The following is a 16,544-nucleotide window of genomic DNA, read 5'->3' as shown; positions in this document are numbered from 1 at the left end:
CGAAATTTGTGATAAGAGATTTAAATACTAAAAAGGTAATGAAAAATGCTTATAGAATTACAAAAACAAAATATAAAACTTCTTTAAGAGTTAGAGTACCAGGAGGTCTTATTGACCCTGAAAGTTTAACTATAGTTTCTAAAATTGCAAGCGAATATGGTAATGGCCAGATACACATAACTACTAGACAGGGATTTGAAATATTAGGGATAGATATGGAAGATATGGAAGAAATAAATAAAATTATACAACCTGTCATTGAAAAAATGAATATAAATCAAGATGAGAAAAATGCAGGGTATCCAGCAGCAGGTACAAGAAATATAGCAGCATGTATAGGAAATAAGGTCTGTCCAAAAGCTCAGTATAATACAACTGAATTTGCTAAAAGAATAGAAAAAGCAATATTCCCAAATGATTTACATTTTAAAGTAGCTTTAACTGGATGTCCAAATGATTGTATAAAAGCTAGAATGAATGACTTTGGAATTATTGGTATGGCTTTACCAGTATATGAAAAAGATAGATGTGTAAATTGTGGAGCATGTGTAAAAAAATGTTCTAAAATATCTGTTGGAGCGTTAAAAACAGAAAATAATAAAGTTGTAAGAGATGGAGATAAGTGCATAGGTTGTGGAGAATGTGTGCTGAATTGTCCAACAAATGCATGGACTAGAGATGAAAAAAAATACTATCGATTAGCCATAATGGGTAGAACAGGGAAGAAAAATCCTAGATTAGCAGAAGATTTTCTTTTATGGGCAGATGAAGATAGCATAATAAAGATAATACTTAATACTTATAAATATGTAGAAAAGTATATAGATAAAGATGCACCAGGAGGAAAAGAGCATATAGGATATATAATTGATAGAACAGGTTTTATGGAGTTTAAAAAATGGGCACTTGAAGGTGTGAAACTTCCAGAAATAACTAAGATGCATGAAAATATATATTGGAGTGGTGTTAAATATCTATAAATCAAGTAATGTATATATTTGAGTGAATTAAAAATCAAATAGAAAGAAGAGGGAATTATGCATAAAGAGACTTTGGATAAATTAACTAATGCAGCTATAAATAAGATAAATTTATTAAATACGAGTAAAGTAAAATATTTAGTATCTTCTGCGTTTGCAGGCCTTTATGTAGGTATAGGTATACTTTTAATATTTACCATTGGAGGACTTTTGACTGATGCAGGTTCACCTATGACTAAGATAGTAATGGGATTATCATTTGCAATAGCACTTAGTTTGGTTGTAATGACAGGGACAGAATTATTTACTGGTAATAATATGGTCATGTCTGCTGGTATGTTAAATAAAGGTGTTAGTATAAGAGATACTTCTAAGATATGGATATACAGTTGGATAGGAAATTTAATAGGAGCCTTGATTTTAGGTCTTATATTTGTAGGAACTGGTTTAGTAGATAAAGGTCCTGTGGCTGAATTTTTTGCAAATACAGCAGCTAGTAAAGCTTCTATGCCATTTATGGCTCTTTTCTTTAGGGGAATTTTATGTAATATTCTAGTATGCGTGTCAGTGTTATGTTCATTTAGAACTAATAGTGATAGTGCAAAGATAATTATGATATTCTTATGTTTATTTGCTTTTATAACATCAGGTTTTGAGCATAGTGTAGCAAATATGACAATTTATAGTGTTTCATTATTTTCACCAGCAATAAACACTGTTAGTATTGGAGGAGCTATTTATAATTTAGTAGCTGTGACACTTGGAAATATTGTTGGAGGAGCTTTATTTATGGGGCTTGGTACCTATATATTAGGGAAAGAAAAACTTAAATAAATTTATTGTATAAACAATATAACTCTCTTAATAAATTATAATTTTACTATTATTAGGAGAGTTATTTTTATTTTTTGAAAAAATATTTGAAAGAGAAAATATATGGGAGCATGTGAATATATATAGTATATGTATATAATAAAGTGTGTAATAAAATGAATTATATATAGTATTTAATCTATAAATATTAGAATCCTTCCGGAAAAAAGGCGATTTTGAATAAGGGGATAAATGTGATAAAATGGGTTTTGTTGAAATTTTTAGGGGGGATATGATGACAAAGAAACTGGTAATATCAAAAACAAAATTATTTATTTTTATAATAGCATTTATTTCTATATTTATATATCTATTTGGAAGTAAAAATACACTAATAGGTGTAGGTATAGTAACAGCTATGTTGACTCTTTTAGAAAGAGACTTAACTATTTCTCCAATTAAAAATTTACTAAAATATTTATCAATAAATATAATTTTAGGAGTATTATCATTTTTTGCAGTACAAAATATGTATTTAGGAATTTTATTAAATTTTATAGCATTATTCATAATAGGGTATGTATTTAGTTATGACTTAAAAAGAGCAGTGTATGTGCCTTTTGGTCTAATGTATATATTTATGGTAAGTATACCTGTAGGGATAAGTGAATTTCCTATGAGATTATTAGCCTTAGCTATTGGAGCAGTTACAATAATGGTTGCCCAGTTTGTTATGAACAGAAATAGAATGAAAAATGTTGGTGATAAAGAGCTAATATCTATATGCAATGAACTGTTAGAAAAAATTAGTTTTTTAAAAAATATCATTAATGATGATAATTCTATAGATAAATCTAATATCAGAAAAATAGATAGTTGTAATTATAGAGTAAACTCTATATCCAAAAGTCTTAAAATGGTTATTTTTGATAACAGAAAAGATGATTTTTATATTAGTATTAAAGGTATAGACATAATAAATATTTTATTTTCATTAGAAAGAATAAATTTAATACTCGATAGATATAAAAAATATAGTAAAGAATTTGAGGATGAAGATATAAAAAATATTTTAGAAGAAAGTAATAAAAATAGTAAAGCAGATGTATTAGCTGTAGGGCTTAAAGAAGTAAACTATATTAAGATGTGCTTAGAAAATAAGGATACAATAACAGATAAAGAGATTTTAGGATTTAGAGATTATGTTATTGCCCAAGATACTAAAAATATAAATTTAAAAGAAATTTATAGTGTATTAGAAAATTTATATGAATTTTTGGTAGATTATAAAAAAGTAAAAACAAGAGATGAAAAAAAGGCTGAAAAAAAATCAAAGATACCTAAGGAATTTAAACGACTATCAGTATACAAGAAAAATTTTAATTTAAACTCTATAAGATTTTCTTATGCAATAAAGATTGCTTTAGCTACAGCTATAGCTGGATTTATTATGGATTATTTCCACTTAAGAGATGGAAGATGGATAATGTTAACTGTATTCTCATTAACACAACCTTATGCAGAAAATTGTATCCAAAGGTCTAGAAAAAGAATAGAAGGTACACTTGTGGGAGCTATAATATTTATTGTATTATTTTCAATAATAAAAGATAGTACATTAAGGTCATTAATAGTTCTTTTAGCAGGATATATAAACTCATATGTAGTTGATTATAGAAAATTAATGATGTGTGTAACTGTTTCAGCTCTTGGCTCAGCAGTAGTTATGGGAGATCCAAATGTTTTAACTATAAGTAGGATTTCATATGTGGCATTAGGAGCTATTATTGCATTAATAGTAAATAAGTTTATATTGCCATATGATGCTAAGACTGGTTATCAGCATGTTATAGAGATGTATAAAGGAATAGTTAAAAATATAATTGATGAAGTTAATAATTCTATAGAAAATGTTAATAATGCTTACTATATAAAAAATTTATTATTGGTACCATCACTTATTGAAGATAGAATTATGTTAATAAATGCTATATATAAAGATAAACATCAAGAAGATTTTTTGGAAAATCAGAAATTACTAATAAGCAATATGTATAATCTGTATATAAATATTAATAAAAATAAAATTAAAGATGAGGATGTAGAAAAAATATTAAGTGATACTAATTATATTTCAAATTACAATGCAAATAAGTATGATGAAGGTAGAATGACACTTTTAGAAAATATTAAAAATTCTAAAAATATAGGTGACAAGATAATTTATCTAAATTTACTACAGACTTTAAATGGTGTCAAAGAAATGTATAGAATAAGTGATATCACTAGAGTTTCAATGGAACAAACAGCATAGATATTTGATTTAATTAAACCAAGAAATAGTCATATATTAAAAAAGGTATATGACTATTTCTTTTATAGAAGATTAAAAAAATAGTATATAAAAAACAAAAAACATATATTTATGAATTTTATATGAAAATAGTTAAAATATTGATTTTTTTCATTGGTTGAAAAAACAATTTACTTAGGATAAACTATAATAGTATTCAAATATTATGGGGGTTAGATTTATGAGTAAAGATGTAAAGGTAAAACGTAATAAGAAATATGATACATTTAGTATAACTATGGAACTTGAGAGACCTTTACTTTATGATGAGGTTGAAAACAAAGATGATAAAAATAATAATAATAAAAAATTTAATATAAAGAAAAATATATTTAAGGGAATAGGCATACTATTTGTATTGATTTTACTTGGTTTTTTCATATGGATAAACAAAACATATGAACCTCAAAAACTGGCAAAAGAAGCTTTGGTTAGTAATAGCAAAGTCGAGGTAACTGTAAATGGAAATATTTCATTTACACCAAAAGGAAAAAAAGTTTCTAAGGGTTTTATTTTCTATCCAGGAGCTAAAGTAGAGATAGAATCTTATGCACCACTTGCTAGAAAAATAGCAGAAAGTGGATATGAGGTAGTAATTGTAAAGATGCCACTTAATATAGCACTACTTGGAACCAACAAAGCTCAGAAAGTTATGGATTCTTACAACAATATAGAGCATTGGGTAATAGGAGGTCATTCATTAGGAGGAGTTGCAGCATCAAATTTTGCACGTGATAATAAATTAATTGATGGAGTTGTATTTTTATCTTCTTATCCAATGGGTGATGATTTGAAACAACTAGGCAAAAAAGTTATATCTATATGGGGAAGTAAAGATGGTGTAGTCAATTTTAAAAGTCTTGTAGAGTCAAAACAAAAACTTCCTGATGATACAACTTATGTTGAAATTGAAGGTGGAAATCATGCACAATTTGGAGATTATGGAAAACAAAAAGGAGATAATGATGCTATTATAAGTCAAGAAAAACAACTTAACATTACTGCTGATAGTATTATTAAATTTTTAAAGAATATATCTTAAACTAAAATTTAAAGTCTATAATTATATAAAGTATTATTTTAATTAAATATTAATAATATAATAGAATGAAGATTTGATTACAAGGGGGATTTTAATATGGAATATGATATGCCACTTTATAGACCACCAAGTGAGGCTTATAGTCTTATAATACAAGTCACACTAGGATGTTCTCATAACAAATGTACATTTTGTAGCATGTACAAATCGAAAAAATTTAAAATAAAGCCATTAGAAGTAATAAAAAATGAAATTGATATATTTAGAAGACATTATAAACATGTAGAAAGAATATTCTTAGCAGATGGTGATGCATTGATAATACCAATGGAGAAACTAAGAGATATAATATTATATATAAAAGAAGTTTTTCCAGAATGTGAAAGAATTACTTTATATGGTTCTCCTAAATCTATAGAGAAGAAATCTGATGATGAACTTAAAGAGTTAAGAAAACTTGGTGTTAAGATGATTTACCTAGGGCTTGAAAGTGGAAATGATGATGTATTAGAAGATATTAAAAAAGGATTTAACAGTGAACAATTAATAAAAGTTGGTAGAAAAGTTAAAAAAAGTGGTATCAAATTATCATCTACAGTAATAGCCGGTATTGGAGGAACTAAAAAAACACATCAGCATGCAGTTGATACTGGAAAAATGCTAGGTGCAATTTCACCAGATTATGTGGGTGTACTTAGCTTAATGGTAGAGCCTAATACTGAACTTTACGATTTACTTCAAGCAGGAGAGTTTACAATATTAGAAGATAAATCTGTATTACAAGAAATTAAAGAGATGATAAAAAACATAGATGCCAGTGAAAAGATTGTATTTAGAAGTAATCACGCCTCAAATTATGTTAACTTAAAAGGTATATTACCTGATGATAAGCAACGTTTAATTGATGAGATTGATTACTATCTAAGTAATCAAAAACTAAAAAGAGAAGAATATAGAAGATTGTAGTTTTTGCCTATCAATATATATTAATTGGTAAGTAAAATATTAAAATTGTTTAGACTGAAAAAAACATGCTACATTAATAGCTGATTGCTATTAATGTAGCATGTTTTTTTAAAAATATAGAGAAATGATTCATAGAAAAAATCTATTAATAATGATTAAAATATGCACTAGTTTAATAGGTTTCCACGCATTATAATAAAGACATAAATTTAATTTACAAAAACTATAAATATAAAATGTGTGGAGGAATAGAAATGAATAAATATCAAAATATCTTTGAACCATTAACTATAAAAAGGATGAATGTAAAAAATAGAATAGTTATGCCACCAATGGGGACAAATTTTGGTGGTGAAAGTGGAGAATTTAAAGATGAGCATATAAAGTATTATGAACAAAGAGCAAAAGGAGGGACAGGACTTATAATAGTAGAAAATGCTTGTGTAGATTTTCCTTTAGGCTCTAATGGAACAACACAGATAAGAATAGACCATGATAAATATATACCTGCTTTATATAAGTTAACAGAGACCTTACATAAGTATGATACATGTGTAGCAATACAAATTAATCATTCAGGAGCTTCTGCTGTACCAGAGAGAATAGAAGGCTTAGTTCCTGTATCTTCTTCAAATATACCTTCAAAAAAGGGAGGAGCAATTCCTAGAGAATTAGATGTAGAAGAAATTTTTAATATTGCAAAAAAATATGGAGAGGCAGCTAAAAGAGCTCAAATAGCAGGTTTTGATGCAGTTGAGATACATGCAGGGCATTCATACTTAATAAGTCAATTTTTATCTCCAATTTATAATAAACGTACTGACGATTTTGGTGGAAATATTGAAAATAGAACCAAATTTGCAAAACTAGTGATTGATAAAGTCAGAGAAGAAGTAGGTCCATTATTTCCAATATCTTTAAGGATAAGTGCTGATGAATTTATGGATGGAGGAAATACTTTGGATGATACTCTAAAACTTCTAGAATATTTAGATGAAGAAGTAGATATATACAATGTATCAGTAGCATTAAATGACTCTATACAATTTCAGATAGATAAGATGACATTGGAAGATGGATGGCGTTCATACATATCTAAAGCAATTAAAGAAAAATTTGGCAGACCAACAATAGTAACAGGAAATATAAGAAATCCAGAAATAGCATCAAAAATACTTGAAAATGCTGAAGCAGATTTTATAGGTATTGGTAGAGGTCTCATAGCTGATTCTAATTGGGTTAAAAAAGTACAAAGTGGTGAAGAAGGTTCAATAAGAAATTGTATTTCATGTAATATAGGATGTGCAGGTAATAGGATTGGGGCAAATAGACCTATTAGATGTACAGTAAATCCTGATTTGATAAATGGAGAGGAATATAAGCAAAGGAAGGTAAACAAAAAAACAAATGTAGTTGTTATAGGAGGAGGCACAGCTGGTCTTGAAGCAGCAGCTACAGCAGCAGAAGTAGGGTGTAATGTATTTTTATTAGAAGAAAAGGACGAGATAGGTGGACTTGCTAAATTAATATCGACTTTTCCAGACAAAAGGAGAATATATGATTTTCCAGATTACTTGATAAAAAGAGTTAATGAATTAAAAAATTTAATTATATTTAAAAATAAAAAAGCAGATATTAGATTTGTGGAAAATTTAAAACCAGATATAATTGTAAACGCTACTGGTTCAAGACCATTACTTCCTCCAATAACTGGATTACTGGATAGGATAGACAAAGATGGAGAAAATATAAGTTCAATATTCAAACTGTTTGATGATATAGAATCTTTTAGAACGAGAGATTTGAAAGGTAAAAAAGTAGTAGTTGTTGGAGGCGGTGCTGTTGGGCTAGATGTTGTAGAATTCTTTTCAGAAAACAAAGCTAAAACTTGTATAGTTGAGATGCTACCAGTAGTAGGAAAAGATTTAGACCCTATAACGAAGGTGACAATGAATAAAATGTTAAAAGATTATAATGTTGATGTATACACAAATACACGATTATTAGAAGTTGGAAAAGATACTTTCAAAGTAAAGAAAGGTGAAGAAGAATTTTTACTAGATTTTGATTATGGGTTTATATGCTTAGGCATGAGTTCTAATAAACCAATTTTAAATGATTTAAAGGAATACTTTGAACCAAGAAATGTGGAAATTCTAAATATAGGTGATAGTAAAATAGCTAGAAGAATAATAGACGGAGTTAGAGAAGGAAGAAATATAATAACAACATTAGAAAAATTAAATCTTTTATAGATAGTAAAAAGTAAAGTAACTCTCTGCAAAGTTACTTTACTTTTTAGTTTTGACTTTAATACTATTTTAATTTCTGATATATTAAAAACAATACAGTAGTTCTAAATAATCTCTTACAAAAAATCAATAAAATGAAGCTTAAGAATAAATATTAATAAAATATTAAACTAATTTATCAATATTTCCTGATTGAATATACTGAATGTTTGATTGAATTTTTTTGTATGGCCAATTCCACCATTTAATTTCTAATAACTTTGAAATTGTATCATCACTAAATCTTTTTTTTATAACTTTTGCAGGTATGCCTCCAACAATAGAATATGGTGGAACATCATTAGTAACTACGGCTCTTGTTCCAATAATTGCACCATCACCAATATGTACTCCTGACATAATTATAGAATCATATCCTATCCATACATCATTTCCAATTACAATATCGCCTTTATTATCCCACGCATCTGTTATATGGCTGACATCTAATCCCCATTCTTCATAAAAGATAGGAAATGTATAAGTAGACTGTGATTTCATTGTATGATTTCCACTAGTCATTAAAAATTTTGAATTACATGCTATTGAGCAAAACTTACCAATTATTAATTTATCGTTATTTATAGGGTAATGATATAATACATTGTTTTTCTCAAAATCTCTTGGGTCATTATAAAAGTCATTATATATTGTATAATCTCCAACTTCTATATTTTCTCTTGTGATTACATTTCTAAGGTATACAGTTTGATAATCATTACTTCTTGGGTATATTTTATTTGAATTTGGAATAGTCATGTTTGAATCTCTCCTTTATAATATGATGTTTTGACTATTCCATTATTACAATACATCTCTTCACAGAATCACTCCTTAAATAGTATTTATATTTAACTTTATAATCCATATATTTTATATTTAAAACAGACTTTTGACTATGTAGCATATTATAACAATTATACATTTAGTTGATTATATATCAAGATACTAAAACTTGCAACTACTTAATATATTAAATAAAAAATAATTTTTAATTTGAATAGCATGAGTATTTGAGAGGGAACTAATTTTTATAGTGATTTGACTATAATATCTTGTATATGGTAGAATTATGCTTATATAAATATTTATTTAGTATTTGTATAAACTTATTATCCATGTTATGTAAATGGACAGTATTTATATGTACTTATTTTTAGGAGGTTTTATTATGAGTCGACTAGAGAGACTCGAAATGAAGAATGTAGAAACTAAGCATTTACAACAATTCAATCAATTATTACGTTACGTATTTCAAGTGACAAATCAAGATTTACAACAAGTAGGCTGGGAGGAAAGAGAAATAACTCTTGCTAAACTACCTGTATTAAGACAAGCTGATGTACTTGGTTGGTTTGATGAAGATAAACTAGTATCTCAAATAGCTGTTTATCCATTCAAAATCAATATATTTGGTAAAGAATATGATATGGGCGGTCTTACTGGTGTTGGAACATATCCAGAATATTCTAATCTAGGTCTTATGGATAAACTAATGAGACAAGCATTAGCAGATATGAGAGAAAGAAAACAATCTATATCTTACTTATTTCCATACTCAATTCCATACTATCGCCGTAAGGGATGGGAAATAATATCTGATAAAATATCTTTTGAAATTAAAGATACCCAGTTACCAAAGACAAAAGCTGTTTTAGGAGAAGTTGAACGTGTAAGCATAGAGCATAAAGATATACGAAATGTATATGAACGTTTTTCTAAAATGAACCATGCTTGTATGATTAGAAGTGAATTAGCTTGGGAAGAATATTGGCGTTGGGATTTAGAAGAACTCACTTGTGCTATTTATTATGATAAAAATCGTAATGCACAAGGTTATGTGTTGTATTGGATTTCTGAAGAGATATTCTATATTAAAGAGATGGTATTTGTAGAAGAAGAAGCGCGTACAGGATTATGGAATTTTATAAGTGCCCATTTTTCTATGATAAATAAAGTAGTTGGCAATACCTATACAGATGAACCATTGGCATTTTTACTTGAAGATGGGGATATTGAAGAAAATATAAAACCATATTTTATGGGAAGAATTGTTGATATAGAACAATTTATAAGTCAGTATCCATTTAGAAGACAAGAAAGTGATATAAAATTAGTTTTTCAGTTGAAAGACCCTTTACTAGATTGGAATACAGGAGTATTTACATTAAATGTTTCTAAAGATGGGAAAGGTATCTTAACTGTTGGTGGTGATAAGGCTGATTTGGCAGTTGATATACAGACACTTACAACCATGTTACTTAGCTACAAAAGACCAACGTATCTTCATAAAATAAAGAGAATCATTTGTGATAAAGATATAGTAGATTTACTAGAAAATCTTATTGAGCGTGAAAATCCATATTTTTCAGACTATTTTTAATAAATTTTAAAATTTACCTGGGATTGTATCATATTATATGATGCAATCCCTTTTCTAATTCGTTTTTAGTTTTTATCTATCAAATTATTGGTCTTGCTATAATTAATAACAAAATTCTTAAATCTACTAACAGCAGGAGTTAAATATTTATTTTTTATTGTAGCTAAATATATGTATCTTTCGTGTATTGGGTTTTTTATTGACAAAATTTTTACATTGAAGTATTTAAGTGCAAAGATATTTGGAACAACAGCTATTCCATAGTTAATAGAGACTAATCCTGCAACGGCAGTATCTTCTTCTGTCTCACATACAATTTGAGGCTTTACATTGACTTTTTCAAATAACTTATCAATAATTGGTCTAATCCCACTATCCTCGCTGAAGAATATAAAAGGATAATCTTCTGTATCTTTTAAATCTACGCTATCATTTGATGCTAAAGGATGGCTATATGGTACTATTACAACCAGTTCTTCTTGAAGTATAGCTGTAAAATCTATATTGGGTTCATTTGGAACAAAAGAACAAAATGCTAAGTCAAATTTCTCGTCTTTTAAACCCTGTATAATCTTTTTTGTAGTACCTTGACCAAAGGAAAAAGAGATATTTTTATTTGGTTCTTGCTCTAAAAAACTACCAAGCATATTTGGAATGAAGTGAGCCCCTAATGTGTAAATAAATCCCAGGTCTACAACACCTTTTGATATACTAGTATATTCTCTAAGTTTTTTTTCTCCTCTTTCTAATTCACCTAATGCTTTATCAACATATGTTAGAAAAAATTTACCGTATTTAGTAAGACGAACATTTCTGCCTTGCTTTTCAAATAAAAAAGTACCCAATTCTTTTTCAAGAGCTGATATAGCATGACTTAAGCTTGGTTGAGTTATAGATAATTGAGTAGCTGCTTTTGTATAGTGTTCAACTTTAGCTAAAACTCTGAAGTAATGCAAATGATTTAGGTTCATTGATATTCAATCCCTTCATAAGTAGTGAAATTCGAGCTATTTCTACATAATTATACCATAATTTATAGATTAATTCTATTAACATCGAGAATAATATGCATTATATTAAATTCAACTTAAAGAATATTATGAAAATTATAAGATACTATAGCAAATTTAATTGTAAATACATTTAATATATGAGACTTATTATATGTAGGAAATGAGAATATTCAGTAGTGAATATTTTTCTATAACAGATTGTTATAAAAAGTAGAATAAATATTATTTTTAATCTAGTATTGTTATAATGTATATTATTTTTACTGTATAATAGAATTATAGAGAAAAAAGAATCTAAAATCCCATAGGATTTTTATGTATGGAGGAAACTATGAATAAGATAGTTCAAGTAAAAAATATTAATATAGGAGAAGGTATACCTAAGATTTGTGTTCCAATTATAGGGAAAAATAAAGAAGATATTATGAAAGAGGTTAAAATATTAAAAGAAACTTGTTTGGATATTATAGAGTGGCGTGTTGATTTTTTTGAAAATGTAGAAAATATTCAAGAAGTTAAGGAGATACTTTATGAATTGAGAAGTTACATATCTGATGTGCCTTTATTATTTACATTTAGAAGTGTAGTGGAAGGGGGAGAAAAACTAATATCAAAAGATTATTATATTACATTAAATAAAGAGATTTCTAATACAGGATTGGTAGATTTAATAGATGTAGAATTATTTATAGGAGATGAAGTTGTAAATGAAATAGTTGATTTTGCTCATAAAAAAGAAATTAAAGTAATCATTTCTAATCATGACTTTTATAAAACACCAAAAAAAGAAGAGATAATATCACGATTATGTAGAATGCAGGAATTAGGAGCAGATTTGCCCAAAATAGCTGTTATGCCACAAAATGAAAATGATGTGTTAGTGTTACTTGAAGCTACAAATGAAATGTCTAGAGTTTATGCAGATAGACCAATAATAACAATGTCCATGTCAGGAATGGGAGTTATAAGTAGATTGTGTGGAGAAATATTTGGTTCTGCATTGACTTTTGGAGCTTCTAAGAAAAGTTCAGCTCCAGGACAAATATCATTTAAAGAGTTAAGTTCAGTACTTAGTTTATTACATAAGAGTATTAAATGATTTAAAAAAAGAAAAGTAATATCTTATAAATCAACTATGGCATATTTGAAATATGCCATTAAAACACTATAAATTATATATGTAATACAAAAGTATTACTCTGTTTTTTGAGTATTGTACATTACAACACTTGTATCTATCATCATCAATTACACTAGAATGTATAGGATACTTATTTTCGTTTAACCAATATTTTTGCATATTCTTTGTCCAGGATTTTGGGAATTTAAATACTTTTTTGTTTATTATAATGTCTTCATCTTCAAAAATATTAACTTCTCTTTCAATTTTTATTTTTCTACTATATATTTTATTGATAGATTCTTTATCTAGTTTTACATCCCTATACATATCAGGACAATAACAACAAACATAACTCCTGTTTTTTCGACGTTTAAATTTTACAATCTTTTCTATACTAATTTCTAGTTTTTCTTTATTGTCTTTTATAAATTTAATATCTTCTATATTGTCACTTGAAAAAAGTTCTGTCAATCTTAGAGTATCTACAGTTTCTCTAATTATCTGTTTCTTATAAGAGCAGAGCTCATTTCCCAAAATAAGGTTTAATTTATTAAGTATGTAGTCATTTTTATATTTAAACATCTTGATTTTTTCTAATTCAGAGTTATCTTTAAATTTTAACTTTTCATACCTAAAAGTTATTTTGCTAAAAAGAGTATATTCTACATCGATATATTCTTTTGCAATCTTAAATTTATCGCTACCTTCAATCACAATCATAGCCTATCCCCAATCGTTTTATATTAAAATAAGGCCATAGAACATGGTCTAATAGTGCTAATTAGCACTATAAGACAATGTTAACACAAAAAGACAAAAAAAGGTTATTTATTTCAAATAACCTTTTTGTTTATACAGAATATAAAGAATCATATTCTATTCTTTTTTATTATATCTATAATCTGCGATATCAGATTTAACTCTCTCGAATTTAAGTCTTTTAATTCTTCATTTATATCATTTTCTAAATATGTCTTTCCAATGGGAGTAACGTCTTTTATAAGAGTATCTGCAGAGATATTCAATACACTTACAAATTTTATGAATGTTTTAAGACTTGGATTCTTCTTACCACTTTCTATTTGATTTATATACCAAGGTGATACTCCAACCATATTTGCAAACTCTTTTGAAGTTAAATTCGCTTTTTTACGTTCTTCTTTAAGTCTTTTACCTATATAATTCATTACTGTCATTACTTTCCTCACTTATATTTCCTTGTATTTAATAATGCATTTTATTAACTCTAACATTGCTGCTTGTTCTTTTTCAGTTAATTTATTAATTATTTCATAACATTCCAAAGGTATAGAGTTATCAACGCCTTCTGCTGTAATAATATTTGCAAATAACAATTCAAGTGGTATATTCAGAGCAGTAGCGATTTTCATTATAATATTGATGGATGTATTTGTTTCAGCTCTTTCAATCTGACCAATATATGTTGTATGTAAACCTGCTTTTTCTGCTAGAAACTCTTGACTATATCCCAGTTTTGTTCTATAGACTTTTATTCTATCTCCTATTATTTTTCCTATATTTGCCAATTATTATCCCTCCACCTTAGATTATATTCATAGTTTAAGTTGTTTTATATAGACTATTTATACTTTTTTAGTCTGAATATAGACTATATATGTTTTTAAACTGAAATATGTGCTATTTATTTTGCATAGTCTGTATCTACAATAAACAAATATGGATAAATCACATTCCTAATTAGACAAATATTTTTTATAATTTCATACCCGTACTACAATAATAAAACGAATTAATAATATGTTAATTATAGCATTTTTTATTGCAATTACATATTATATATGTAGAATATATTTTGAAAATTTAAATAATTTTGTATTTGATAATATTAGAAGATTGAAGTATCTAGAAAACTTTTTGATAAGTACCTAGAATCTGATTATTATGCTAGTAAAACTGATATTTTTAAATATAATAAATAGAAGTAAAATAGAAAAGTGATTAAAATAGAAGATAATTTATACAAGAATATTTCAAAAAAAATATAATTAAATAAATAATAAAATGTGTGATATTAGTTTCGATAATAAAAAAATAAATATACAAATCTTTATAAACATAGGTTATATGTAATATTATGGTAGAGTAATAATTTCATAAAAATATTTAATAAATATAAATTAAGTTATATTTGTATATATTGTAGTTCAATAGTGATATAATAATAAAAAAAATTTTTAAAGAGAGAGAGATTACATATGAAAAAACTTGAAGAGATATTAGAGTATAATAAATCATTTGTAGAGAACAAAGAATATGAAAAATATGCTACATCAAAACATCCAAATAAAAAAATAGTAGTTTTATCTTGTATGGACACAAGATTAACTGAACTTTTACCTAAAGCTATGAATTTAAAAAATGGAGATGTAAAGCTAATAAAAAATGCAGGAGCTACCATAATGCATCCTTTTGGTAGTATTATGAGAAGTATTCTAGTTGCAATTTACGAATTTGATGTAGATGAGGTTATAGTTGTAGGGCATCATGGATGTGGTATGTGTAACGTTGATACAGATAAATTGCTTAGTAAAATTTTAGATAGAGGGGTATCTAATGATGTGATACTTACACTTCGTAGTGCTGGAATTGATACAAAACAATGGCTACATGGATTTGATTCTGCAGAAGAATCTGTAAAAGATAGCATTAATTTAATAAAAGAACATCCTTTAATTCCAAAAGGAATTATTGTACATGGCTTAATAATTTCACCAGAAACTGGAAAATTAGATATTGTTGTAAATGGTTATGAGAATAAATAGAATATTATAGTAGTATATAAGCAATATAGTGTTGTACAAAACGTTGTTTCAAATTTATTTTGGAACAACTTTTTTATTTGAAAATATATGAAAAGGTTTATTTTAAGCTTTTCAATAAAGAAAATATAAGTAGCTAGCTAATTAAAAAACTTACTATTATTTATTAAAATTATAACTAAATAGTACAAAAATATTTAATAAATGAAATTTATATGAATTTTTTATAAATATATTGAAAAAAAGTATACGATATAGTAGAATAACACTTAGCCGACTAAGTAATATAAAAATAAGGAGGGGAAGTATGAATAGTAATTCTGAAGAAAGATTGAATGATGTTTTCTTGCAATTAATGCGAATATATTTTATAAGAACTCATTTTTATTTTGATAAATTAGGCTTATATCATGGTCAGCCACAAATACTTTTTTCACTAAAAATGAAGAATGGCCAAAGTCAAAAAGAATTAGCAGATAAAAGAAAAGTGAAAGCATCCACTACTACAGTTATGATAAAAAGAATGGAAAAAGCTGGACTTGTAGAGAGAAAACAAGATGAAAAGGACCAAAGAGTATCTAGGATTTTTTTGACAGATAAAGGATTAGAAACATGTAATAAAGTCGAGGAATTCAATCAGGAGCTAGAAAGAGAATTCTTTTTAGGATTTAGTGAAGAAGAAAAGATAGTACTTAGAAGACTCTTAATGCAAGTAAGAGATAATTTGAAAGCAGGATGTCATAAACATGAGGATGAAAAATATTTTTAAATTTTGAAAT

15 protein-coding genes are annotated in these 16,544 nt (G+C 26.8%); 10 read left to right on the top strand and 5 right to left on the bottom strand.

The window, feature by feature from the left end; genetic code table 11:
* The first annotated feature begins 8 nt into the window (after positions 1-8).
* The 6 genes from asrC (at position 9) to ACTG48_RS12090 (ending at position 8,409) form a co-directional block, all read left to right on the top strand.
* Positions 9-980, top strand: a complete 972-nt coding sequence (asrC, locus tag ACTG48_RS12115; protein ID WP_021385099.1) for a sulfite reductase subunit C — start codon at positions 9-11, stop codon at positions 978-980.
* 57 nt (positions 981-1,037) lie between these two features.
* Positions 1,038-1,814 (top strand): formate/nitrite transporter family protein, encoded by a 777-nt coding sequence (locus ACTG48_RS12110; RefSeq protein WP_479916959.1) that lies wholly within the window; start codon positions 1,038-1,040, stop codon positions 1,812-1,814.
* A 274-nt stretch (positions 1,815-2,088) separates the two neighbouring features.
* The gene (locus tag ACTG48_RS12105) at positions 2,089-4,107 is read left to right on the top strand and encodes an FUSC family protein (protein ID WP_479916958.1); all 2,019 of its coding nucleotides are present in this window, start codon (positions 2,089-2,091) and stop codon (positions 4,105-4,107) included.
* A 220-nt stretch (positions 4,108-4,327) separates the two neighbouring features.
* Positions 4,328-5,188, top strand: a complete 861-nt coding sequence (locus ACTG48_RS12100) for an alpha/beta hydrolase (RefSeq protein WP_479916957.1) — start codon at positions 4,328-4,330, stop codon at positions 5,186-5,188.
* 96 nt (positions 5,189-5,284) lie between these two features.
* On the top strand, positions 5,285-6,154 hold the full coding sequence (locus ACTG48_RS12095) for a radical SAM protein (RefSeq protein WP_021385163.1): 870 nt from the start codon (positions 5,285-5,287) through the stop codon (positions 6,152-6,154).
* 254 nt (positions 6,155-6,408) lie between these two features.
* On the top strand, positions 6,409-8,409 hold the full coding sequence (locus ACTG48_RS12090; RefSeq protein ID WP_479916956.1) for an oxidoreductase: 2,001 nt from the start codon (positions 6,409-6,411) through the stop codon (positions 8,407-8,409).
* Between the two features lie 162 nt (positions 8,410-8,571).
* Here ACTG48_RS12090 and ACTG48_RS12085 read toward each other — a convergent pair whose 3' ends face one another.
* A complete protein-coding gene (locus ACTG48_RS12085; protein WP_021385176.1) occupies positions 8,572-9,204 on the bottom strand; it encodes a CatB-related O-acetyltransferase in 633 nt (210 codons plus the stop codon).
* Positions 9,205-9,616: 412 nt separating this feature from the next.
* On the opposite strand from ACTG48_RS12085, the gene ACTG48_RS12080 reads away from it, so the two are divergent.
* A complete protein-coding gene (locus tag ACTG48_RS12080; protein WP_021385258.1) occupies positions 9,617-10,828 on the top strand; it encodes a GNAT family N-acetyltransferase in 1,212 nt (403 codons plus the stop codon).
* A gap of 65 nt (positions 10,829-10,893) precedes the next feature.
* On the opposite strand, the gene ACTG48_RS12075 is transcribed toward ACTG48_RS12080, so the two are convergent.
* Positions 10,894-11,784 carry a LysR family transcriptional regulator gene (locus ACTG48_RS12075; protein ID WP_479916955.1) on the bottom strand — a complete coding sequence of 297 codons (891 nt, stop codon included), beginning with the start codon at positions 11,782-11,784 and terminating at the stop codon, positions 10,894-10,896.
* Between the two features lie 388 nt (positions 11,785-12,172).
* Here ACTG48_RS12075 and aroD point away from each other — a divergent pair, with 388 nt between their 5' ends.
* On the top strand, positions 12,173-12,940 hold the full coding sequence (aroD, locus tag ACTG48_RS12070) for a type I 3-dehydroquinate dehydratase (protein ID WP_021385195.1): 768 nt from the start codon (positions 12,173-12,175) through the stop codon (positions 12,938-12,940).
* Between the two features lie 66 nt (positions 12,941-13,006).
* Here aroD and ACTG48_RS12065 read toward each other — a convergent pair whose 3' ends face one another.
* From ACTG48_RS12065 to ACTG48_RS12055, 3 genes are all read right to left on the bottom strand, one after another.
* Positions 13,007-13,684: a hypothetical protein gene (locus ACTG48_RS12065; protein WP_021385141.1), complete on the bottom strand. Its 678-nt coding sequence runs from the start codon at positions 13,682-13,684 to the stop codon at positions 13,007-13,009.
* 149 nt (positions 13,685-13,833) lie between these two features.
* Positions 13,834-14,160, bottom strand: a complete 327-nt coding sequence (locus ACTG48_RS12060; RefSeq protein WP_234781119.1) for a helix-turn-helix domain-containing protein — start codon at positions 14,158-14,160, stop codon at positions 13,834-13,836.
* Positions 14,161-14,172: 12 nt separating this feature from the next.
* Positions 14,173-14,511, bottom strand: coding sequence for a helix-turn-helix domain-containing protein (locus tag ACTG48_RS12055; protein WP_021385206.1), 339 nt, complete (start codon positions 14,509-14,511; stop codon positions 14,173-14,175).
* A 690-nt stretch (positions 14,512-15,201) separates the two neighbouring features.
* Between ACTG48_RS12055 and ACTG48_RS12050 the strand changes: the two genes are divergently transcribed.
* A complete protein-coding gene (locus ACTG48_RS12050; protein ID WP_021385074.1) occupies positions 15,202-15,768 on the top strand; it encodes a beta-class carbonic anhydrase in 567 nt (188 codons plus the stop codon).
* A 304-nt stretch (positions 15,769-16,072) separates the two neighbouring features.
* A complete protein-coding gene (locus tag ACTG48_RS12045) occupies positions 16,073-16,534 on the top strand; it encodes a MarR family winged helix-turn-helix transcriptional regulator (protein WP_021385058.1) in 462 nt (153 codons plus the stop codon).
* Positions 16,535-16,544 lie beyond the last annotated feature (10 nt).

The organism is Clostridioides sp. LIBA-6822 (assembly GCF_056688955.1).
Note: the sequence above shows the minus strand (reverse complement) of the source record. Positions and strands in the feature narration are given on the sequence as shown.

Coding starts and splice junctions, on each gene's coding strand:
- ACTG48_RS12045 (WP_021385058.1), top strand. CDS start 16,073: ATGAATAGTAATTCTGAAGAAAGATTGAATGATGTTTTCTTGCAATTA.
- ACTG48_RS12060 (WP_234781119.1), bottom strand. CDS start 14,160: ATGACAGTAATGAATTATATAGGTAAAAGACTTAAAGAAGAACGTAAA.
- ACTG48_RS12050 (WP_021385074.1), top strand. CDS start 15,202: ATGAAAAAACTTGAAGAGATATTAGAGTATAATAAATCATTTGTAGAG.
- ACTG48_RS12085 (WP_021385176.1), bottom strand. CDS start 9,204: ATGACTATTCCAAATTCAAATAAAATATACCCAAGAAGTAATGATTAT.
- ACTG48_RS12100 (WP_479916957.1), top strand. CDS start 4,328: ATGAGTAAAGATGTAAAGGTAAAACGTAATAAGAAATATGATACATTT.
- aroD (WP_021385195.1), top strand. CDS start 12,173: ATGAATAAGATAGTTCAAGTAAAAAATATTAATATAGGAGAAGGTATA.
- ACTG48_RS12065 (WP_021385141.1), bottom strand. CDS start 13,684: ATGATTGTGATTGAAGGTAGCGATAAATTTAAGATTGCAAAAGAATAT.
- ACTG48_RS12090 (WP_479916956.1), top strand. CDS start 6,409: ATGAATAAATATCAAAATATCTTTGAACCATTAACTATAAAAAGGATG.
- ACTG48_RS12105 (WP_479916958.1), top strand. CDS start 2,089: ATGACAAAGAAACTGGTAATATCAAAAACAAAATTATTTATTTTTATA.
- ACTG48_RS12110 (WP_479916959.1), top strand. CDS start 1,038: ATGCATAAAGAGACTTTGGATAAATTAACTAATGCAGCTATAAATAAG.
- ACTG48_RS12095 (WP_021385163.1), top strand. CDS start 5,285: ATGGAATATGATATGCCACTTTATAGACCACCAAGTGAGGCTTATAGT.
- ACTG48_RS12080 (WP_021385258.1), top strand. CDS start 9,617: ATGAGTCGACTAGAGAGACTCGAAATGAAGAATGTAGAAACTAAGCAT.